The organism is Gordonia sp. GONU (genome assembly GCF_024733855.1).
In the GTDB taxonomy this organism is placed as follows: domain Bacteria; phylum Actinomycetota; class Actinomycetes; order Mycobacteriales; family Mycobacteriaceae; genus Gordonia; species Gordonia amicalis.
The window spans coordinates 18,303-38,934 of record NZ_JANRHB010000007.1; the positions used below are offsets into that span (position 1 = coordinate 18,303).

Sequence of the window (20,632 nt, forward strand, 5' to 3'; positions counted from 1 at the left end):
AGTCCTAGGACTAGATAAATCAAGTGAGGGAGCTTGATGATCCCTTCTCAAGCCGGGGTGCTTGAGGACCATCGGACGCGACCGGCAACCGGGCGTCGAGGATCAATCCCGCGATCCCGACCGCGAAGAGTGCGCCGCTGACCAGTAGCTGCAGCGGATTGGTCTCGCCGGTCAGCGAATCGCCGAGCATCACCACGGCCGCGGTGCCCGGAGCCATGCCGATGATGCTCGCCACCGTGAACGGCACCGGTCGTACCGAGGACAACGCCGAGCAGTAGTTCGCGACCGAGAACGGGCAGGCCGCGATCAGGCGGAGGGAGCCGACGGCCAGCCAGCCACGACGTTCGAGGCGGTACTCGACGGCCTTGACGACCGGCTTCTTGAGGAACGGCCGCACCCGGTCGCGTCCGAGTGCCCGCACGAGACCGAAGGCCGCGACCGCCGCGATCGACGACGCGATCATCGCCCCCACGAAGCCGACGACCGGACCGAAGAAGATCCCGGCCATGACGGTGAAGGTCGAGCGGGGGATGGGGGCGATCGTGACGACGGCATATGCCGCGAAGAACAGCCACGGAAAAGCCGGTCCGAGGTCGTCGCCCCAGGCGCGGACGCTGCCGATCGAGGGCAGTGGGATGAAGTAGGACCCGAGCAGGACCAGTGCCACGAGAGCGGCGGCGGCCAGTGCGCGCCGCACGACCCGCCGGTCGAAGACGACTCGCCGTCGGCGGCCCGCCGCGTCGGGGGTCACCTCGGTGACGGGGGCTGGCTGGGGCATCCGGACACTCTACTCTGGACCTCACGAGACCCCTCGACCCTGCGACCTGCACGCACCCTGGTGGGTGGCACAGCTCACGCCGACCTTGTTGATGGGCCGAACGAGCGATCGGCTAAGGTCGTGTACGCGCTCGCACAGAGCACTCACGGAGGTGTGCTTCCCCACATGCCACAGCAAACTGACCAGCCCAAACCCGAGTCAGATCTCGACGGCGCCTACCAGGCGTGGTCGAAGGCCGCCGCGGCCGTTCTGGCGAAATCGCGTCGGGTCGACGTCGACGAGCTCCCGGATACTCCGGAGGCCCTGCTCTCGACCGACACCGCCGACGGGCTGACCATCCGGCCGCTGTACACACGTCGCGACGAGACGACCGAACCCGGCCTGCCGGGCCGGTTCCCGTTCGTCCGTGGCGCCGATCCCGCTCGTGACGTCACCACCGGGTGGCGCGTCACCGAGCGATTCGGCGACGACGCGACCCAGGCCGAGGACGTCAACGAACTCGTTCTCGAGGCGATGGCCAACGGCACCAGCGGACTCTGGCTGTCCGTCGGCAAGCCCGGTGGCGGTCTCGGTGTCGCCGACCTCGCCACTGTCCTGCGCGGTGTCTACCTCGACCTCGTGCCGGTGACGCTCGACGCCGGTACCGAGGGCATCGCCGCCGCCCGGGAACTGTTGTCGCTCAAGGAGAAGGCGCAGGCCGCACCGGTCGCCGCACCCCCCACCGCGGCGACCACGCACTCCTTCGGACTCTCGCCGCTGACCGCGGCGTTCTCCGGTCGTGCCACCGTCGACGCCGACGAGGCCACCGCGCTCGCCGCGTCGAACCTCCCCGCCGGGGTCCGGACCTTCCGCGTCGACGGCAGTGACTTCGCGACGGCCGGCGCCGACAACGGCCTCGAACTCGCCCTCGTGGCGGCCGCCGCGGTCGCGCATCTGCGTGACCTGACCGCCGCCGGTCTGTCCGCCGAGGCGGCACTGAACCAGATCACCTTCGGCGTCTCGGCCGACGACGACCAGTTCGCGACGATCGCCAAGTTCCGTGCGCTGCGCAAGATCTGGGCCCGGGTGGCCGAGGTCGTCGGTGCGCCCGACGCCGGTGGTGCACTGACCCACGGCGTGACGGACCTGTCGATGTACTCCCAGCGTGACCCGTGGGTCAACATGCTGCGCAGCACCATCGCCGCATTCGGCGCGGGTGTCGGCGGCGCCGACCAGCTGACCGTCCTGGCGTACGACGCGACGATCCCGGCCGACAAGCGCACCTCGAGTGCGTCCTTCTCGCGCCGCATCGCCCGCAACACCCAGCTGTTGCTGCTCGAGGAGTCCAACATCGGACGTGTCCTCGACCCGGCCGGCGGTTCGTGGTTCGTCGAGTCGCTGACCGACGACCTCGCCGCCAACGCATGGGCCGTCTTCACCGAGGTCGAGGCCGCCGGTGGCTACCGCGCAGCTCTCGACAGCGGCTGGATCGCCGAGAAGGTCGAGGCCTCGCTGGCCCGACGCGACGCCGAGGTCGCACACCGACGCATCTCGGTCACCGGCGTCAACGAGTTCCCGAACATCGACGAGCGGGCCCTCTCCGATGCCCAGGGCGCCTCGGTCTCGGGCGTGACCGATGTGGTCACCGGAACCCCGAAGCTGGCCCGTGTCGGCCGTGCCTTCGAGGCGCTGCGCGATCGCTCCGACGTGGTGCTCGCCGAGCAGGGTGCGCGCCCGTCGATCCTGCTCATTCCGTTGGGCAGCGTCGCCGAGCACAACGGACGCACCACCTTCGTGGCCAACCTGCTGGGTGCCGGCGGCATCACCGTGGTCAACCCGGGCCCGCTGACCGCCGACAAGATCGGCGACGCGGTGGCCGGCTCGAAGGCCACGATCGCGGTCATCTGCGGTACCAAGGCACGCTATGCCGAGGAAGGTCCGGCGGCGCTCGCGGCCGCACGTGCGGCCGGTCTCGCCAAGGTCCTGCTCGCCGGCCCGGACAAGGAATGGCCCGAATCCGATGATCGTCCCGACGGTTCGCTGCGTGTCGGTATCGACGCGGTGAGCACCCTCGGGGATCTCCTCGATCAGCTTCTCTCTACTTCGGGAGCGACGGCATGACCCAGACCGAACCCAACCTGTCACAGTCCGATTCGGCCCGGTCGATCCCGAGCTTCGCCGGGGTCGAGCTCACCGGGGGACCGGCCACGACAGTCGCCGGACCCGGTGCGCCGGTCACCGAGGAACTGGCCTCCGCACACGGCTACTCGGTCGACCAGGTCACCTGGAACACGCCCGAGCAGATCGACGTCGTGCCGGTGTACACCCGCACCGATCGCGACGAGATCCTCGACGACGCCGAGCATCCGTACCCGCTCGACTCGGTTCCCGGAGAGGCCCCGTTCATCCGTGGCCCGTACCCGACGATGTACGTGAACCAGCCCTGGACGATCCGGCAGTACGCGGGTTTCTCGACCGCCGCCGAGTCCAATGCCTTCTACCGCCGTAACCTTGCGGCCGGTCAGAAGGGTCTGTCGGTGGCCTTCGACCTCGCGACCCACCGTGGGTACGACTCCGACCACCCGCGCGTCGCCGGAGACGTCGGCATGGCCGGTGTCGCGATCGACTCGATCCTCGACATGCGTCAGCTCTTCGACGGCATCGACCTGGGCAACGTCTCGGTGTCGATGACGATGAACGGTGCGGTGCTGCCGATCCTGGCGCTCTACGTCGTGGCGGCCGAGGAGCAGGGGGTGCCGCCCGAGAAGCTGGCGGGGACCATCCAGAACGACATCCTCAAAGAGTTCATGGTCCGCAACACCTACATCTATCCGCCGAAGCCGTCGATGCGGATCATCTCGAACATCTTCGAGTACACCAGCCAGAAGATGCCGAAGTTCAACTCGATCTCGATCTCCGGCTACCACATCCAGGAAGCCGGTGCGACCGCCGACCTGGAGCTGGCCTACACGCTGGCCGACGGCGTCGAATACATCCGCGCCGGTCTCGAGGCGGGTCTCGACATCGACAAGTTCGCGCCGCGTCTGTCCTTCTTCTGGGGCATCGGCATGAACTTCTTCATGGAGGTCGCCAAGCTGCGCGCGGCGCGTCTCCTGTGGAGCGAGCTCGTCGCCGAGTTCGATCCGAAGAACGCGAAATCGCTGTCGCTGCGCACACATTCGCAGACGTCGGGATGGTCGCTGACCGCGCAGGACGTGTTCAACAACGTCGCCCGCACCTGTGTGGAGGCGATGGCCGCGACGCAGGGTCACACCCAGTCGCTGCACACCAACGCGCTCGACGAGGCGATCGCCCTGCCGACCGACTTCTCGGCCCGCATCGCGCGTAACACCCAGCTGCTGCTGCAGCAGGAGTCCGGCACCACTCGTCCGATCGATCCGTGGGCCGGTTCGAACTATGTCGAGTCGCTCACCCACCAGCTGGCGCAGAAGGCGCGCAAGCACATCCGCGAGGTCGAAGAGGCCGGCGGCATGACGCAGGCCATCAACGAGGGTCTGCCGAAGCTGCGCATCGAGGAGGCCGCGGCCCGCACGCAGGCCCGCATCGACTCGGGGCAGCAGCCGCTCATCGGTGTGAACAAGTACCAGGTGGCCGACGACGAGGAGATCGAGGTCCTCAAGGTCGAGAACTCCAAGGTGCGCGCCGAGCAGCTCGAGAAGCTCAGCACCCTTCGCGCACAGCGGGATTCCGCCGCGGTCGAGGCGGCACTGGCCGACCTGACCCGCGCGGCGGCGTCGTCGGAGGGTGGCATGGAGAACAACCTTATGGCCCTGGCCATCGAGGCCGCGCGTCATCAGGCGACGGTCGGGGAGATCTCCGAGGCACTGGAGAAGGTCTACGGTCGTCATCAGGCGGAGATCAAGACGATCAGCGGGGTGTATCGACATGAGGCAGGCGAGGTGAGCAACATCGACGCGGCGATCGAGGCGGTACGCCAGTTCGCCGAGGCCGAGGGCCGCCAGCCGCGCGTGCTGGTCGCCAAGATGGGCCAGGACGGTCACGACCGCGGCCAGAAGGTCATCGCGACCGCCTTCGCCGACCTCGGCTTCGACGTCGACGTGGGCCCGCTGTTCGCCACGCCGGAGGAGGTGGCCGCCCAGGCCGCCGACAACGACGTGCACGTGGTGGGTGTGTCGTCGCTGGCCGCCGGTCACCTCACCCTGGTTCCCGCGCTGCGGGAGGCGCTCAAGGAAGTCGGGCGCGAGGACATCATGATCGTCGTCGGCGGCGTCATCCCGCCGGGTGACTTCGCCGAGCTGTACGAAGCGGGCGCCGCCGCGATCTTCCCGCCCGGATCGGTCATCGCCGACTCGGCCGTGGAACTCATCGGCAAGCTCGCCGACACCCTCGGCCTGGAACTGCCCGGGGTGGCCGCGAACTGATGGCGGACAGTCCTCGGCGTCGCGTCGACGTCGACGCGCTGGCCGATGCCGTGCTGGCCGATCGCCGCGCCGACCTGGCGCGTGCGATCACCCTGGTGGAGTCCAAGCGCCCCGATCATCGGGCGGCCGCGCAGGAGTTGCTGCTCAAGCTGACCCCGCACGCGGGCAACTCGTTCCGGGTCGGCATCACCGGCGTTCCGGGCGTGGGCAAGTCGACGACCATCGAGGCGCTCGGCATGCACCTGGTCGAGTTGGGGCACAAGGTGGCGGTTCTCGCCGTCGACCCCAGTTCGACGCGCACCCGCGGCTCCATCCTGGGCGACAAGACCCGCATGGGCAGGTTGTCGACGGAGAAGAACGCGTACATCCGTCCGTCACCGACCTCCGGCACGCTCGGCGGTGTGGCGAAGGCCACCCGTGAGTCGATCGTGCTCGTGGAGGCCGCGGGTTTCGACGTCGTGCTCGTGGAGACCGTGGGTGTCGGGCAGTCCGAGGTCACCGTGGCCAACATGGTCGACACCTTCACCTTCCTGACGTTGGCCCGCACCGGGGATTCGCTGCAGGGCATCAAGAAGGGTGTCCTGGAACTCGCCGACGTGGTCGTGGTGAACAAGGCCGACGGCAAACACCTCAACGAGGCGAAGGGTGCGGCTCGCGAACTGCGGAACGCCCTGGGACTGATCTACCCGCACGACGCCCTCTGGACACCGCCGGTGCTGACGATGAGCGCGATCGAGAAGACCGGCATCGACGAGTTCTGGGCCACCGTCGTCAAACACAATCAGACCCTCAGGGAGGCAGGCGAATTCACCGCCCGCCGCAACCAGCAGCAGATCGACTGGACGTGGTCGATGGTCCACGACATCGTGCTCAGCCGGCTCGCGGAGTCGCCCGGCGTCCGCGACATCCGCGGCACGGTCGAGGAGGAGCTGCGCGAAGGTGTGCTCACGCCGGCGCTCGCCGCCCAGCGCATCGTCGACGCCTTCGACAATCGCTGATCGCCGCGCCGGCCTCCGCTCAGCCGATCAGTGGCGCGAGCGTCTCACCGAGGTGTGAGACCCGACCCGGCACATGGCCGTTGGCGGCCGCATTGACCGTGAAACCGTCGACGCCCGCGGCCAGGATGTCGGCGTACCGGGCGCCGACCTCGTCCGGATCGCCGACGATGGTCTGTCCGCGCCGGATCGCGGCCGCCGGCGTGCGCCGGACGTAGGCCTCGTACTCGGCGACCGCCTCCTCGTGGGTGGGTGCCATACAGGTGTAGGTCTGCACGGTCACCGTGATCTCCGACCGGTCGCGTCCGAGGCGCTCGCAGTGTTCGTCGAGTGCATCGAGCTTGCGCGGGATGTCCTCGGGCGCGCACAGCAGATTCGACTCGTCGGCGTACTGCGCGACCATCCGCAAGGTCTTGCGTTCGCCGCCGCCGCCGATCATCACCGGGATCTTCGACAGCGGTGCGGGCACGTTCAGCGCATCGGCGACGCGATACCGCTTGCCGTCGAGGCTGGGGCGCTCCCCGGCGAGCATGCCGCGGACGATCTGCAGGGCCTCCTCCAGCCTCTCGAACCGGTCGCTGAAGCTACCGAACTCGAATCCGAGCGAATCATGTTCGTGCTCGTACCATCCCGCCCCGATCCCGAGTTGTGCTCGACCGCCGGAGACCACGTCGAGGGCGGTCACGGTCTTCGCCAGCAACGCGGGGTTGCGGTAGGTGTTACCGGTGACCAGCGACGACAGGCGGACCGTCGAGGTGTGCTGGGCGAGCGCGGACAGCAGTGTGTAGCACTCGATCATCGGATCGTCGGGTTCACCGAGCATGGGCAACTGATAGAAGTGGTCCATCACGAAGACGGTGTCGAAACCGGAGTCCTCGGCCTCCCGCGCCTGCGCGACGACGGTGGGGAAGAGCCGTTCGGCGGGAACGTCCGGGTAGGTGAAGTTGGCGATCTGATAACCGAGTCGAGTCACCGGTCAACCGTAGGTGCCGTTGGGCCGTCGTGCTCGCTTCTCGGACACCTCAGACGGCGGTGGGGGTCTCAGATCCCGACGAGTGCGCGAGCGTAGGTCCCGATCGTCTCGATGAGATCGTCGAACACGGAGTCGAGGTCGGTGGTCGTGGCGATGCGGGCGTTGGGTCCCAGCGGCGACATCCAGCGTTCGTCGGCGACCGTCATCCCGCGCGTCAGGGTTCCGGTGAGCTCGACGCCCACGCGCGCCGGAATGGTGGCCACGAGGCCGGGGTTCAGCGCGACCATCGCCGCGAACGGGTCATGGAGATGGGCGATGTAGCCCTCGTCGTGGTCGTGATGGAACTCGAAGTAGAAGCGCAGGGCATCGGTGAGGTGCCGGATGATCTCGTTGTCGGCAACCGAACGCAGACCCCGTTCGTCGCCGGGGTCCGGGCATTCGAGCGGTGTGCTTCCCGACGCGGCGGCCAGGCGCACCACGTGGTCCGGGGTCATCACGACCTGCTCGGTGAGATCCAGCGCGCACACGATGGGCTCCGGTGCGCCTGCCGTACCGAACGCCGCGAAGACCTCTGCGGCGGCCTCCGGGTCGACGGCGACATTCCACTCCGAGGTCGGCGTCGTGTTGCCGTGGGTGTGGAACGCGCCGCCCATGATCACCAGTCGGCGCATGCGGGACGGCAGTGCCGGATCCCGGCGGACCGCGGTCGCCAGCGAGGTCAGCGGCCCGGTCACCAGCCCGACGAGTTCGCCGTCGTGAGCTCGCGACGCCTCGATCCAGGCGTCCGCGGCGTCGACGTGGCTCGCCGTGATGGTCGGGGTGGGCAGTTCGGCATGGCCGACGCCCAGTGGACCGTGGGTGTCCTCGGTCGTCATCAGGTCGGCGACGAGGGGAGTGGCCGACCCGACGTGGACGGGGATCTCGGGACGGCCGCAGAGTTCGAGCCAGGACAGGTTGTTCGTCGTGACCACGTCCACAGGGACGTTGCCGGCCGTCGAGGCGATCCCGAGGAGGTCGACATCGGCGCGGGCCAGCAGATAGAGCAGTGCCACCGAATCATCGATACCGGTGTCGCAGTCGAAGAACAGGCGCTGGGTCACGTCACAATTGTGCCCGGTCTGCGGTGACCACACCCGCGCCGCCCCGGCGTTCCCTAGTATCCCTGCCGATGCCGGACGGACCGCCGTCGGCGCGACGGCCGCAGAGGAACGCGATGCACCCACAACGACTCTCATCGACAGTTCTCGGCCTGTGTGCCGCGCTCGTCCTGGCCGGCTGCGGCGGTGCCGAGGATTCCGACGGTGGTACGAAAGTACCGGTTCCCGCCGAACCGGTCGTCACCCCGGTGGTGGGGTCGGTGATGTTGGCGCCGACTCCGTTCGCCGGATCGGACGGTTCCGACCATCTCGTCTACGAGGTGTCGCTGACGAACTACATGCGCACCCCGGTCACGATCACCGGGGTCGAGGTGTTCGACGCCGAGACGGAAGGCAGCCCTGCACTGATCGGCCTCGACCAGGCCGGTGTCGCGGGACGGCTCAAGCCCACCGGAGCGCCCTCAGTCCAGCCGAGACCAGGTGCGCCCGACGGGTATTCCGAGGTGCTCGCACCGGGACAGAACGGCGTGTTGTTCCTCCACCTGCGATTCGCGGGTGACGCACCGAAGAAGCTGATCCACGAGATCTCGGTCCGCGCCGACGAGGCGCCACCCGAGATGCGCGAGACCACCGAGAGGATCGCGGCGGTCGACGTGAACGACGGCGTGGTCCCGGTCCTGGGTCCGCCGCTCGCCGGTGAGCACTACATCGCCGCCGACGCCTGCTGCGACGCGGTCCGGCACACCCGGGCCCTGCTGCCGCTCGATGGCGCGCCCGTCCTCGCGCAGCGCTACGCCGTCGACTGGGAGCAGGCCGGACCAGACGGGAAGATCTTCGTCGGCGACGCCAGGAATCCGGCCGGCTACCGGATCTTCGGCGATGACGCGCTCGCCGTCGCCGACGGGACGGTCGTCGCCAGCCGCAACGACCTGCCCGAGCAGGTGCCGGGTGAGTACCCGGCGAATCTGCCGATCGCCGATGCCGACGGCAACAACCTCGTCCTCGACATCGGCGACGGTTTCTACGTGAACTACGCCCACATGCAACCCGGCTCGGTGCGATTCAAGCCGGGGGACCGTGTGCGTCGGGGCGAGGTCATCGGCAAGGTGGGCAACAGCGGCAACTCGGTCGCACCGCACCTGCACGTCCACGTGATGAACGGTCCGTCGTTCCTGGTGTCGCAAGGTGTACCGAGTGTGACCGATCTCTTCACCATCACCGGCCGGGTGGCCGACACCGCGGCCTTCGACGCCTCGGAGGGGACCGGCGTCCCTCTGGTCCTGGCACCCGATGTGGCCGTCGCCACACAAGAGGACCGAATGATCCTCGATCAGAACATCGTCACGTTCCGCGCAGGCTGACAACGGTTTTCGGGTCCGACGACGCCGGTCTGCGAACGATCACGACTGGACAACGATCTCATCGTCCGTACGGTCGGGGTCATGACCATTCAGAACCTGGCCTTCGAATGGACCGACACGAATCGCGAATGGCTCATCGAGAATCCGATCCGCATCGCGGCCTACATCCTGCTCGCGCTGGTCGTGCGCTACGCCATCCATCGCGTCATCGACCGGGCGACCCGGCCCCGCTCCCGGGAGGGCGGGAGAACTCGGGGCGCGTCTCTCATCCGCGGTTTCCGGTCCAAGACGCCGACAACCGAACGCAGCGCCCAGATCGCCGCTCGTCGCGCCCAGCGGGCCGCGACGATCGGCTCGGTGCTGAAGTCCACCGTGTCGATCGTGCTGCTCGTCTGGGTGGTGCTGTCGGTGCTGAGCGTCCTCGGGGTGAACATCGCACCGTTCATCGCCTCGGCCGGCATCGTGGGCCTTGCGATCGGCTTCGGTGCCCAGAACCTGGTCCGCGACTTCGTCACCGGGGTGTTCATGCTCCTCGAGGACCAGTACGGGGTCGGTGACATCGTCGACCTCGGCGAGGCGATAGGCGAGGTGGAGACCGTGGGTCTGCGCGTCACCACGCTCCGCGACATCGACGGCACCCTCTGGTATGTCCGCAACGGCGAGATCGCCCGCGTCGGCAACATGAGCCAGGAGTTCGCGGTCGCACGCGTCGACGTGCCGGTCGCGCCGGGCGCCGACATCGACAAGGCGCAGCGGGTGGCCGCCGAGGCGGCGCGGCTCGCCGTCGAACAGGACGACACCGACATCCTCGGTGCCATCGAGATGCTCGGCGTGCAGGAGGTCTCCTCCGAGAAGGTCGTCCTGCGCCTGACGGTCAAGACCATGCCGAACGGCCAGTGGGCGGTCCAGCGACGGCTGCGTCGCGTCATCCTGCAGGCCTTCGTGGAGAACTCGATCGACCTGCCGTACTCGCGCGCCTGGGCGGGGTTCATGGAGCCCGTCGGGAGCTGACCCTGCCGTGTCCGCGCGGTATCGATGACAAACGAGAAGAACCCCGGCCGGAGCCGGGGTTCTTCTGTGATCTGCGGTGTCCGAGGGGGGACTTGAACCCCCACGTCCGTTAATAGGACACTAGCACCTCAAGCTAGCGCGTCTGCCATTCCGCCACTCGGACTTGCTCTGCTGCGTTGCTCCGGCGGTGATTTCTCCCCGCCGTCTCTCGGCAGCGGGATAACACTAACCGAGGTTGCCCGTGTATCCCAAATCCCGTAGGAGTGAGGGGTGTCTTTCCAGTCTGCGACCACTGAAGTAGTCGATCTCGTCAGCCGTTTGATCCGGTTCGACACCTCCAACACGGGGGAGCCGGAGACCACGAAAGGCGAGGAAGAGTGTGCCAAGTGGGTGGCGCAGCAACTCGAGGAAGTGGGATACACCACACAGTATGTCGAGTCGGGCCGTCCGGGACGCGGCAACGTCTTCGCGCGCCTCGCGGGACCGCCCGACTCCGACCGCGGCGCCCTCCTGATCCACGCCCATCTCGACGTGGTGCCGGCAGAGCCGGCGGACTGGAGTGTCCACCCGTTCTCCGGCACGGTGAAGGACGGCTACATCTGGGGACGCGGTGCGGTCGACATGAAGGACATGGCCGGGATGGCGCTCGCGCTGGCCCGCCAGTTCAAACGCGACGGCACCGTCCCGCCGCGGGAGATCGTGTTCGCCTTCCTCGCCGACGAGGAGGCCGGCGGGACGTGGGGCGCCCACTGGCTGGTCGAGAACCGGCCGGATCTCTTCGAGGGGATCACCGAGGCGGTGGGTGAGGTCGGCGGTTTCTCGCTGACCGTCGATCGACCCGACGGCACCCAGAAGCGCCTGTATCTCGTCGAGACGGCCGAGAAGGGTCTGGGCTGGATGCGTCTCACCGCGGAGGCGCGGGCGGGTCACGGCTCGTTCCTGCACGCCGACAACGCGGTCACCGAGGTGGCCGAAGCCGTGGCGCGGATCGGCCGGCACACCTTCCCGCTCGTCATGACGGAGTCGGTGAGCCAGTTCCTCGCCGAGGTCAGCGCCGAGACCGGACTGGACTTCAGCCCGGACGCGCCCGACCTGGAGACATCGCTGTTCAAGCTCGGCAATCTCGCCCGCATCATCGGCGCCACGCTGCGCGACACCGCCAACCCGACGATGCTGAAAGCCGGCTACAAGGCCAACGTCATCCCGCAGAAGGCCGAAGCCGTCATCGACTGCCGCGTACTGCCGGGGCGTCAGGAGGCCTTCGAGAAGGAGATCGACGAACTCATCGGGCCGAACGTCACCCGGGAATGGATCACGCACCTCGATTCGTACGAGACGACGTTCGACGGCGACCTCGTCGACGCCATGAACAACGCCATTCTCGCTCACGACGAGCAGGGAAAGACGGTGCCCTACATGCTCTCCGGCGGCACCGACGCCAAGGCGTTCGCCAAGTTGGGCATCCGCTGCTTCGGGTTCGCGCCGCTGCAGCTGCCGCCCGAGCTCGACTTCGCGGCGTTGTTCCACGGCGTCGACGAGCGGGTGCCGGTCGACGCGGTTCTGTTCGGCACCAAGGTCTTCGAACACTTCCTGCTCCACAGCTGAGCCCTCACATAGAGTGGTGGGCAGATCGATCCGATGCGCGAAACGTCAGAAAGGTGAACACATGTCGTCCTTCGACCCGTACTCCCCGCTACCGAGTCTGCCGGGTTTCACGCTCACCTCGGAGAGCCTCACCGACGGCTCGCCGCTGGCCAGCGGTCAGGTCAGCGGAATCATGGGTGCGGGTGGAGATGACCTGTCACCGCAGCTGACCTGGTCCGGATTCCCCTCGGAGACGAAGTCTTTCGCCGTCACCGTCTACGACCCCGACGCACCGACCGCGTCGGGGTTCTGGCACTGGGCCGTCGCCGACATCCCCGCGTCCGTCACGAGCCTGCCCGAGGGGGCCGGTGACGACGAGGGTTCGGGTCTGCCCGATGGCGCCGTAACGCTCACCAACGACGCCTCGCTGCGCCGCTACATCGGTGCCGCCCCGCCGCCCGGACACGGACCGCATCGCTACTTCGTCGCCGTGCACGCGGTCGACACCGAGTCGCTGAACCTGCCCGAGGGAGCCACCCCCGCCTACCTCGGCTTCAACCTCTTCTCGCACGCGATCGCCCGCGCAGTCCTGGTGGGCACCTACGAACAGCCCGGCGAGAACGTCTGAGACGCAACGACAACCAGGCGTCCTGATCGCTCGTCGAGCGGTCAGGACGCCTGCTTTGCCACGTCGGCGGCGTCGGAGCGTCCGGTCAGGGCTGCGCGGTCGCGGCGCTGCCCACCGCATCGGAGACCGACGCGAAACCGCCCGCGCGCACACGCTCGGCGAGACCGGCGTGCAATTCGTACAGCCACAGCGGTCCGCCGTAGATGAACCCGGTGTAGACCTGCAGCAGATCGGCGCCGGCACAGATGCGTTCCCACGCCTGATCGACGGTCTCGATGCCGCCGACACTCACGATCGCGATCTTCCCGCCGACGCGGTTGTAGAGCCGTTTCAGGACGGACAGCGACCGGTCGGCCACCGGTGCTCCGGACAGACCACCCGCGCCGATCTCGCGCACGTCGGCGTCCGGGGTGCGCAGACCCTCGCGGCCGATGGTGGTGTTGGTGGCGACGATGCCGGCGAGACCGAGCTCGACGGCGAGGTCGGAGACCGCGTCGATGTCGTCGTCGACGAGGTCGGGAGCGATCTTCACCAGGACCGGGACGTGGACCTCGGACTGGACCGCGGCGAGGATCGGCCGCAACGAGTCGACGGCCTGGAGATCGCGTAGCCCGGGAGTGTTGGGAGAACTCACGTTGACCACGACGAAGTCGGCGAGTGGGCCGAGCAGGCCGGCCGAGAGACGGTAGTCGTCGATGGCCTCGTCGAGCGGGACCACCTTGGTCTTGCCGATGTTCGCGCCGATCGGCACCGACACCGGGCCGCGCCGGACCTCGGTGAGGTGTTCGGCGGCGACGTGCGCCCCCGGATTGTTGAAGCCCATCCGGTTGATGAGGGCCCGGTCGGCGGGCAGGCGGAACAGGCGCGGCTGCGGGTTGCCGGGCTGTCCCCGGCCGGTGATGGTGCCGATCTCGGCGAAGCCGAAACCGATCTGACCCCAGGTGTTCACGGCACCGGCGGTCTTGTCGAAGCCGGCCGCCAGCCCGATGGGCGCCGGGAAGTCGACGCCGAACACACGGCTTCGCAGTACCGGGTCGTGGTGGGCGAGCAGCTTGGCCACCGGGACGGAGAGCAGGGAGAACCGGCCCACCGCACGCAGCAGCACGAACACGATGTGATGAATGCGTTCCGGCGGCAGCAGGAACATCACCTTGAGCAGCAGGGGATAGCACCACCGGTTGAGTGCGATCAGCACCCTGGTGGCGGTTCGTGCGGTCAGCATGCCTGGGCACTCCGGGGATCGTGGTCGGTGGAACGGTCCTCGTCGAGTTCGCGGGCGCCCCGCGGCGGACGCCGGCGCTTGAGCAGGACCTTGCGCGTGCCGTCGGAGTAGAGGCGGACCCGGGACAGCTCCCAGCCGCCGAACTCGGCCTGGAGTGCCAGTCGCATCGACGCGGTCACCCGGGTGACGTCCGGCGGCAACTTCAGCAGGATGCACTCGACGTCCTCGGACGTGACCTCCCAGCCGGTGGGGTAGCGCGACCCCAGGCGGGCGGATGTCCGTGCGTGCCGGGTGTGGGGTCGTCGATCAGCAGTCACAGGTCACCGGCCCGGCTCGACCGCCGCGACACCGAGAGGAGCGCCGGGCGGGGGTACGACCTGGAGTCGGCCGTCGCGTGCCGACAGGACGTAGACGGTGCCGGCATCGTCGACGGTGATGGCGTCGGGCTGGACGACAGACGCGAACCGCTGCTTCTCGGTCGGCTCGCCGTCGGCCAGGTCATACGCCACCACCTCGTTGTTCGCGGTTGTCGACACCCAGAGCAGGTTGCGGGTGTCGTCGTAGTCTACGGCGTACGGGCCATCGGCCACCGGATAGCGGAACCGCATGACCAGCGGTGAACCGTAGAAGCCGAGGATCTCGCCGTCGCGGGTGTTGGCGACCAGGATGCGTCCGAAACGGTCGACCGTCGAGGTCGTGGCGCCGTTGCCGGCCCGCAACGCGGGCCCGGGTTCGCCGGATTCGGGGTCGATCGGGGTCACCGACGACTGCGCGCGGTCCAGGACGACGATCTGGCCGTCGAGGCCCTCGGCCGCGGCCGGAGCCGCGGTGAGTGAATCCACGCGGACGAACTCGCGCAGATCGTGCCTCATGCGGAGTTGCCCGTTCTCGAAGTCGCCGTCGTAGATCAGCACCCGGCCGTCGGCGGTGCCGACCACGATCTCGCCGGACGCGGCGCGCACGACCGCGGTCGGGGAGTCGGTGTCGAGTCCGGCGGTGCGCGCGGCGCCCTGGGCGTCGACGACGACCAGCGCACCCGGCCCGACCCCGAGATAGCCGCCATCGGTGTCCGGGGCGAGCGCGGTCAGGCCGGGTACCTCGACCGATGTGGGTGGCGCGGTCATCCTCGCGGCGTCGAAGCGGAGCAGTTGCCTGCCGTCCGGCGAGACGACGGCGACCGTGCGGCCGGACGAGGCGAGCGCCCGGGAACCGGCGGGTGCGGGGACGGTGAGTCCGGCAGGTTGGGAGGTCGCGGGCGCCTCGGCCGCGGTCGCCGGGGTGACGGTCGGGACGTCCGGGGTGCCGGAGTCGTCGGACCCGCACGCCGTGATCATCGCCACACCCACGGCGAGTGTCGCCGCTGCGACGACCGGGCGCCGCAACCGTGCGAGACCGCTCGGGGGCTGGTGACGGGGGCGCGGTCGTCGAGACGAGTGCATGAACCCATCTTGCGTGACCCGTCGAGGCCGGGTCTCAGGCGGGTCGACGCGTGTCGCCGAGACCGGTCGGCGGGCGGGCCTCCGCGTAGCATCGGGCGCCGTGACCGACACCATGACCTGGACCCAGTCGATCGTCCTCGGGACGTTGCAGGGCCTCACCGAGTTCCTGCCGATCTCGTCGTCCGGGCATCTCCGTATCGCCTCGGAACTCATGTTCGGCGAGGACGCCGGGGCGTCGTTCACCGCGGTAACCCAGCTCGGTACCGAGGCAGCCGTGCTGCTCTTCTTCGCCCGCGACATCTTCCGCATCATCGGGGCGTGGTTCCGCGGCCTGTTCCACGCCGAGGAGCGCAACCTCGACTACCGCATCGGCTGGTATGTGATCCTCGCGACCATCCCCATCGGGCTCATCGGTTACCTCGCCAAGGACCAGATCCGCACCACCGGCCGCAACCTGTGGCTCGTCGCGATCATGCTGATCGTCTTCGCGGGTGTGTTCTGGCTTGCCGAGCGATACGGGACGAAGCAGCGTCCGCTCGAGAAGCTGACGCTGCGCGACGGGCTGGTCATGGGCGGCGCACAGTGCCTGGCGCTGGTCCCCGGTGTCTCCCGGTCGGGTGCGACGGCGAGCGCCGGACTGTTCCTCGGGCTCGAACGCGAGGCCGCGTTCCGGTTCTCGTTCCTGCTGGCCATCCCGGCGGTGACCGCGTCGGGCCTGTTCAGCCTGCCGGACGCGTTCAACCCGAGCGGTGAGGGCATGGAGGCGACCGGGCCGCAGCTGCTGGTGGCGACGATCGTCGCGTTCATCGTGGGTTATGCGGCCATCGCCTGGCTGCTGAAGTTCGTCAGCGGGCACTCGATGAACTGGTTCGGCGCCTACCGCGTGATCCTGGGCGTCACGCTCATCGTCCTGCTGTCCACCGGCACGATCTCCGCGACCTGACGTCTGAGGCGTCCTCGCCGCGTCCTCGCCGCGTCCTCGCCGCGTGCGGGCCGCATGCGCGCATGCCTATGGTTGTGGGATGACCGTGATCCTTCTCCGGCACGGCCGTTCGACGGCGAACACCTCGGGTGTGCTCGCGGGTCGTAGCCCCGGAGTCCACCTCGACGACCGGGGCCGCGAACAGGCCGACGCACTCGTGAGCCGTTTGGGCGAGCACCTCGGCGCGATCAGGGCTGTGGTCCGTTCACCGCTCGATCGCTGCGCGGAGACCGTCGCACCGCTGCTCGCCGCCCTCGGCACCAACGGGGAGCGTCCTCCGGAGGTCGTCGTCGACGACCTCGCCGAGGTCGACTACGGCGGCTGGACCGGACGCCCCATCTCCGAGCTGCTCTCCGAGCCGCTCTGGAAGGTCGTGCAGCAGCAGCCGTCGGCCGCGGTCTTCCCTGACGGGGAGGGCCTCGCCGACGTCCAGGCCCGTGCGGTGCGTGCCATCCGCGAACTCGACCGCGTCTACGGCGGCTCCGACGGCGCCGGTGTCTGGATCGCCTGCTCGCACGGTGACGTCATCAAGTCGATCATCGCCGACGCGATGGGCAGTCACCTCGACGCATTCCAGCGCATCGTCGTCGAGCCCGCGTCGATCAGCGTCGTCCGTTACTCCTCGTCGCGTCCGTACGTGCACACGGTCAACAACACACACAAGCTCTCGGTTCCGACACCTCGTCCGGCCACCGGTGACGACCAGCAGGCGTCCGACGATGCCGTCGTGGGCGGGGACACCGGTGCCGCTGCGACGATCCCGGCGACATCGGGATAATGAACACAACAATGAAGGAGGTGTGATGTCCCGAGCGATACACGTGTTCCGCAGCCCGGACCGGTTCGTCGCCGGCACGATAGGGCAACCCGGCGACCGCACGTTCTACCTCCAGGCCGTCCACGAGACACGCATCATCAGCGTGATGCTCGAAAAGCAGCAGGTCCAGATCCTCGCGGACCGGATCGGCGCACTGCTCGACGAGATCCACCGCCGCTTCGGCACCCCGATCCCGCCGGCGACCGATCGGGTCGGCGACCTGAGCCCGCTGGTCATGCCCGTCGACGCCGAGTTCCGCGTCGGCACCATGGGGCTGGGCTGGGACGCCGAATCCGAGGCCGTCGTCGTGGAGTTGCTGGCCATCACCGAGGGGGAGTTCGACGAGAGCGTCGTGCTCGACGACACCGACGAGGGACCTGACGCGGTGCGCGTGTTCCTCACCACTGCCGCGGCACGCGAATTCGCGGCACGGTCGTCGAAGGTCATCTCCGCCGGCCGCCAGCCGTGCCCACTCTGCAGCGAGCCGCTCGACCCCGACGGCCACCTGTGCGTGCGCACCAACGGCTACAAGCGTGACGCGCAGTTGAGCAAGTCGATCGACTTCATCGATCCCGAGGTGTTCAACAGCCTTGCCGCGCAAACCGATCCGAGCTTCCTCGTCGACGAGGACGACGACGACGATCCGGACGACCCCGACGATGAAGACCCGGGCACACCCGGACCCTCTTCCCAGGCGTGAGCGAGTCCCGACGGTGAGACAGGGGCGCGGCCGTTGACACCGGAAGCCGCGAGTCCGCACCAGCCGGAGTCCTCGGACCCCGTTCCGGCTGAGGTGTCACCGCTCGAGATCCTCCGCGACGGGGAGCTGACGATCCTCGGGCGGATCCCGTCGGCCAGCAACGCCACCCTGGTGTGCGACGCCGTGCTCGAGGAACAGTCGATGCGCTGCGTGTACAAGCCGATCCGTGGCGAGGTCCCGCTGTGGGACTTCCCCGACGGCACCCTGGCCGGACGCGAGGTCGCGTCGTATCTGATCTCGGAGGCCCTCGGGTGGGGTGCGATCCCGACGACGATCCACCGTGACGGACCAGTCGGTCCGGGCATGGTGCAGCGCTGGATCGAGACGCCGGACAACTCCGAGCACCCGCCCGTCGAGGCGCAGCCGCGGATCGATCTGGTCGATCTGTGCCCGGTCGACCGGGTGCCGACCGGATTCTTCGCCGTCCTGCAGGCCTACGACCCGTATGGCGAACCCGTCGTGCTCGTCCACGCCGACGACCCGCGTCTCCAGCGACTCGCAGTGCTCGACGTCGTGCTGAACAACGCCGACCGCAAGGGCGGCCACGTCCTCGAGGGCCTCGACGGCGGTGTCTACGGCATCGATCACGGCATCTGCCTGCACACCGAGGACAAGCTCCGGACCGTTCTGTGGGGCTGGGCGGGGGAGAAGGTGCCCGGACATCTGGTCGCCGACGTCGCCGAGCTCGCCGAGCACCTGGAGACCGACGCCTCGGCCTTGCGCCGCGATCTGCTGCGCCACATCACCGCCGACGAGGTCGACGCGCTCACGGTGCGGGCGATCGTTCTCGCCGAGAGCGAGACCATGCCGCTGCCGCCGGGCCATCGGCCCATTCCGTGGCCCCCGTTCTGATCGACACCGCCGGGATCGTCGATCCCATCGGCTCCGGGTGATCACGATCGCTGCGGACGGGCCGTGAACACGTCGCGGTCCGTGGGCAATACAGTGGACGCCATGCAGTCGTGGCCCGATGTGGAACTTCCGGCGGTACCCGGCGAAGGACCAGCCCTCCGCCTCTATGACACCGCCGACCGTGCTGTCCGTCCGGTGAGCCCGGGACCGACCGCCACCATGTACGTCTGCGGGATCACCCCGTACGACGCGACCCACCTCGGCCATGCCGCGACGTACGTGACCTTCGATCAGGTGAACCGCGTCCTGCGGGACCAGGGGCATGTCGTCCACTACGTGCAGAACGTGACCGACGTCGACGACCCGCTGTTCGAACGTGCCGACCGTGACGGCGTCGACTGGCGTGACCTCGGTGCGCGCGAGACCCAGCTCTTCCGCGATGACATGACCGCCCTGCGGGTGCTGCCGCCGCGCGACTACATCGGTGCCGTCGAGTCGATCGGCGAGGTCATCGAGGTGGTCGAGAAACTGCTCGCCTCGGGTGCCGCCTACACCGTCGACGACGCGGAGTATCCCGACGTCTACTTCCGGACCGACGCCACCGAACAGTTCGGATACGAGTCCGGCTACGACCGCGAGACGATGGCACGGTTCTTCGCCGAGCGTGGCGGCGACCCCGACCGGGCGGGCAAGCGTGACCCGCTCGACGCGCTGTTGTGGCGCGCGGAGCGTCCCGGCGAGCCGTCCTGGGACTCGCCGTTCGGTCCCGGACGCCCGGGCTGGCACATCGAGTGCTCGGCGATCGCTCTGAACCGGCTCGGGATCGAGTTCGACATCCAAGGCGGCGGCAACGACCTGATCTTCCCGCACCACGAGTTCTCGGCCGCCCACGGTGAGGCGCTGACGGATTCGCGACGGTTCGCGCGCCACTACGTGCACACCGGGATGGTCGGTCTCGACGGCGAGAAGATGTCGAAGAGCCGCGGCAACCTGGTGTTCGTGTCGGTGCTTCGCCGCGAGGGCGTCGACCCGGCCGCCATCCGGCTCGCACTGCTCGCCGACCACTACCGCGGCGACCGCATGTGGACCCAGTCGATCCTCGACACCGCCGTCGAACGTCTCGACCGGTGGCGGACGGCATTCGCCGCACCCGCCGGACCCGATGCGTCCGATGTGATCGCACGCGTCCGCCAGCACCTCGCCGACGACCTCGACACCCCGAAAGCGCTTGCCGCAGTGGACGCCTGGTGCGCCGACGTGCGGGCCGGCATCGGGTCGTCGGCGGAGTCGCCCGCGGCACTCGCCGCGGCGGTCGACGCCCTGCTCGGCATCCCGGCGACCCGGCAGGACTGATCGGGCCGCGTGCGGCGCCGGACGTCGTTTGGGCTGCACGGGCCGAACAGTGCGCGATGGCTCTGGGTACAGTGCTCTCGTGGCGCGTGTGCAAGAGATCAGACCCGACACCGACTCCGGGGTGTTCACCGTGGTCACCCGGACATCCACCTACCTGCTGGACTTCGAGGAGATGACGCTCCTGCGCGCTCCCGGCGTCGGCGGCACCGACAGCGAGGACTGGACCGTCAGTCGGCTGCGCCGTGACTCGGAGGACATCCCGCTGCTCGGGGTGAAGTCCTGCCGGCTCGGAGAGTCGGCTCAGTTCTGGGTGCGAGCGGCCGACGATCCCGACGTCCGTACGTGGCGCATCACCACGCCGGTCGTCTCCATCGAGAGGATCGGCTGAGCGCTGCCCC

The 20,632-nt window shown here is 68.7% G+C and carries 19 protein-coding genes and 1 tRNA gene; 13 read left to right on the forward strand and 7 right to left on the reverse strand.

The genetic code is table 11. From position 1 onward, the window contains the following. Positions 1 to 19: 19 nt before the first annotated feature. Complete coding sequence (locus NWF34_RS08900) at positions 20 to 778, reverse strand: TVP38/TMEM64 family protein (protein WP_258324732.1); 759 nt, start codon at positions 776 to 778, stop codon at positions 20 to 22. A gap of 165 nt (positions 779 to 943) precedes the next feature. Here NWF34_RS08900 and NWF34_RS08905 point away from each other — a divergent pair, with 165 nt between their 5' ends. From NWF34_RS08905 to meaB, 3 genes are read left to right on the forward strand one after another with little or no spacing between them, the layout of a single operon-like run. Beyond that, positions 944 to 2,878, forward strand: a complete 1,935-nt coding sequence (locus tag NWF34_RS08905; protein WP_258324733.1) for a methylmalonyl-CoA mutase family protein — start codon at positions 944 to 946, stop codon at positions 2,876 to 2,878. Then, on the forward strand, positions 2,875 to 5,160 hold the full coding sequence (gene scpA / locus NWF34_RS08910; RefSeq protein WP_258324734.1) for a methylmalonyl-CoA mutase: 2,286 nt from the start codon (positions 2,875 to 2,877) through the stop codon (positions 5,158 to 5,160). Before NWF34_RS08905 ends, scpA begins: the two co-directional genes overlap by 4 nt. Next, a complete protein-coding gene (gene meaB / locus NWF34_RS08915; RefSeq protein ID WP_258324735.1) occupies positions 5,160 to 6,158 on the forward strand; it encodes a methylmalonyl Co-A mutase-associated GTPase MeaB in 999 nt (332 codons plus the stop codon). The genes scpA and meaB overlap by 1 nt, the downstream gene beginning before the upstream one ends. 19 nt (positions 6,159 to 6,177) lie before the next feature. Here meaB and NWF34_RS08920 read toward each other — a convergent pair whose 3' ends face one another. Together NWF34_RS08920 and NWF34_RS08925 are read right to left on the reverse strand one after the other, a co-directional pair. Then, positions 6,178 to 7,128, reverse strand: coding sequence for an LLM class F420-dependent oxidoreductase (locus tag NWF34_RS08920; RefSeq protein ID WP_258324736.1), 951 nt, complete (start codon positions 7,126 to 7,128; stop codon positions 6,178 to 6,180). Between the two features lie 68 nt (positions 7,129 to 7,196). After that, positions 7,197 to 8,228, reverse strand: a complete 1,032-nt coding sequence (locus NWF34_RS08925; RefSeq protein ID WP_258324737.1) for a nucleoside hydrolase — start codon at positions 8,226 to 8,228, stop codon at positions 7,197 to 7,199. A 113-nt stretch (positions 8,229 to 8,341) separates the two neighbouring features. On the opposite strand from NWF34_RS08925, the gene NWF34_RS08930 reads away from it, so the two are divergent. Both NWF34_RS08930 and NWF34_RS08935 read left to right on the forward strand, forming a co-directional pair. After that, positions 8,342 to 9,586, forward strand: a complete 1,245-nt coding sequence (locus NWF34_RS08930; RefSeq protein ID WP_258324738.1) for a M23 family metallopeptidase — start codon at positions 8,342 to 8,344, stop codon at positions 9,584 to 9,586. A gap of 81 nt (positions 9,587 to 9,667) precedes the next feature. Continuing rightward, complete coding sequence (locus NWF34_RS08935; RefSeq protein WP_258324739.1) at positions 9,668 to 10,597, forward strand: mechanosensitive ion channel family protein; 930 nt, start codon at positions 9,668 to 9,670, stop codon at positions 10,595 to 10,597. A gap of 77 nt (positions 10,598 to 10,674) precedes the next feature. Here the strand turns inward: NWF34_RS08935 and NWF34_RS08940 are convergent. Next, positions 10,675 to 10,760 (reverse strand) — tRNA-Leu (locus NWF34_RS08940). 107 nt (positions 10,761 to 10,867) lie between these two features. On the opposite strand from NWF34_RS08940, the gene NWF34_RS08945 reads away from it, so the two are divergent. Both NWF34_RS08945 and NWF34_RS08950 read left to right on the forward strand, forming a co-directional pair. Continuing rightward, on the forward strand, positions 10,868 to 12,202 hold the full coding sequence (locus tag NWF34_RS08945; protein WP_258324740.1) for a M20/M25/M40 family metallo-hydrolase: 1,335 nt from the start codon (positions 10,868 to 10,870) through the stop codon (positions 12,200 to 12,202). Positions 12,203 to 12,263: 61 nt separating this feature from the next. Then, positions 12,264 to 12,809, forward strand: a complete 546-nt coding sequence (locus NWF34_RS08950) for a YbhB/YbcL family Raf kinase inhibitor-like protein (protein WP_006437978.1) — start codon at positions 12,264 to 12,266, stop codon at positions 12,807 to 12,809. Positions 12,810 to 12,894: 85 nt separating this feature from the next. On the opposite strand, the gene NWF34_RS08955 is transcribed toward NWF34_RS08950, so the two are convergent. The 3 genes from NWF34_RS08955 to NWF34_RS08965 are packed head-to-tail and all read right to left on the reverse strand — an operon-like array spanning position 12,895 to position 15,470. Further along, positions 12,895 to 14,031, reverse strand: a complete 1,137-nt coding sequence (locus NWF34_RS08955; protein WP_258324741.1) for a quinone-dependent dihydroorotate dehydrogenase — start codon at positions 14,029 to 14,031, stop codon at positions 12,895 to 12,897. Further along, a complete protein-coding gene (locus tag NWF34_RS08960) occupies positions 14,025 to 14,348 on the reverse strand; it encodes a DUF5703 family protein (RefSeq protein WP_006437976.1) in 324 nt (107 codons plus the stop codon). The genes NWF34_RS08955 and NWF34_RS08960 overlap by 7 nt, the downstream gene beginning before the upstream one ends. 3 nt (positions 14,349 to 14,351) lie before the next feature. Next, positions 14,352 to 15,470, reverse strand: coding sequence for a hypothetical protein (locus NWF34_RS08965; protein WP_375295639.1), 1,119 nt, complete (start codon positions 15,468 to 15,470; stop codon positions 14,352 to 14,354). 100 nt (positions 15,471 to 15,570) lie between these two features. Between NWF34_RS08965 and NWF34_RS08970 the strand changes: the two genes are divergently transcribed. The 6 genes from NWF34_RS08970 to NWF34_RS08995 all read left to right on the forward strand — a co-directional run bounded on the left by NWF34_RS08970 (position 15,571) and on the right by NWF34_RS08995 (position 20,622). Then, on the forward strand, positions 15,571 to 16,413 hold the full coding sequence (locus tag NWF34_RS08970; protein ID WP_024498083.1) for an undecaprenyl-diphosphate phosphatase: 843 nt from the start codon (positions 15,571 to 15,573) through the stop codon (positions 16,411 to 16,413). Between the two features lie 79 nt (positions 16,414 to 16,492). Further along, complete coding sequence (locus NWF34_RS08975) at positions 16,493 to 17,230, forward strand: MSMEG_4193 family putative phosphomutase (RefSeq protein ID WP_258324742.1); 738 nt, start codon at positions 16,493 to 16,495, stop codon at positions 17,228 to 17,230. 25 nt (positions 17,231 to 17,255) lie between these two features. Further along, the gene (locus NWF34_RS08980; protein WP_024498081.1) at positions 17,256 to 17,969 is read left to right on the forward strand and encodes a DUF3090 domain-containing protein; all 714 of its coding nucleotides are present in this window, start codon (positions 17,256 to 17,258) and stop codon (positions 17,967 to 17,969) included. A gap of 33 nt (positions 17,970 to 18,002) precedes the next feature. Beyond that, positions 18,003 to 18,881: an SCO1664 family protein gene (locus tag NWF34_RS08985; RefSeq protein ID WP_024498080.1), complete on the forward strand. Its 879-nt coding sequence runs from the start codon at positions 18,003 to 18,005 to the stop codon at positions 18,879 to 18,881. Between the two features lie 102 nt (positions 18,882 to 18,983). Further along, positions 18,984 to 20,234 carry a cysteine--1-D-myo-inosityl 2-amino-2-deoxy-alpha-D-glucopyranoside ligase gene (mshC, locus tag NWF34_RS08990; RefSeq protein ID WP_258324743.1) on the forward strand — a complete coding sequence of 417 codons (1,251 nt, stop codon included), beginning with the start codon at positions 18,984 to 18,986 and terminating at the stop codon, positions 20,232 to 20,234. A gap of 79 nt (positions 20,235 to 20,313) precedes the next feature. Continuing rightward, entirely contained in the window at positions 20,314 to 20,622 is a 309-nt protein-coding gene (locus NWF34_RS08995) for a hypothetical protein (RefSeq protein ID WP_006437969.1), read from the forward strand. Positions 20,623 to 20,632: the final 10 nt, after the last annotated feature.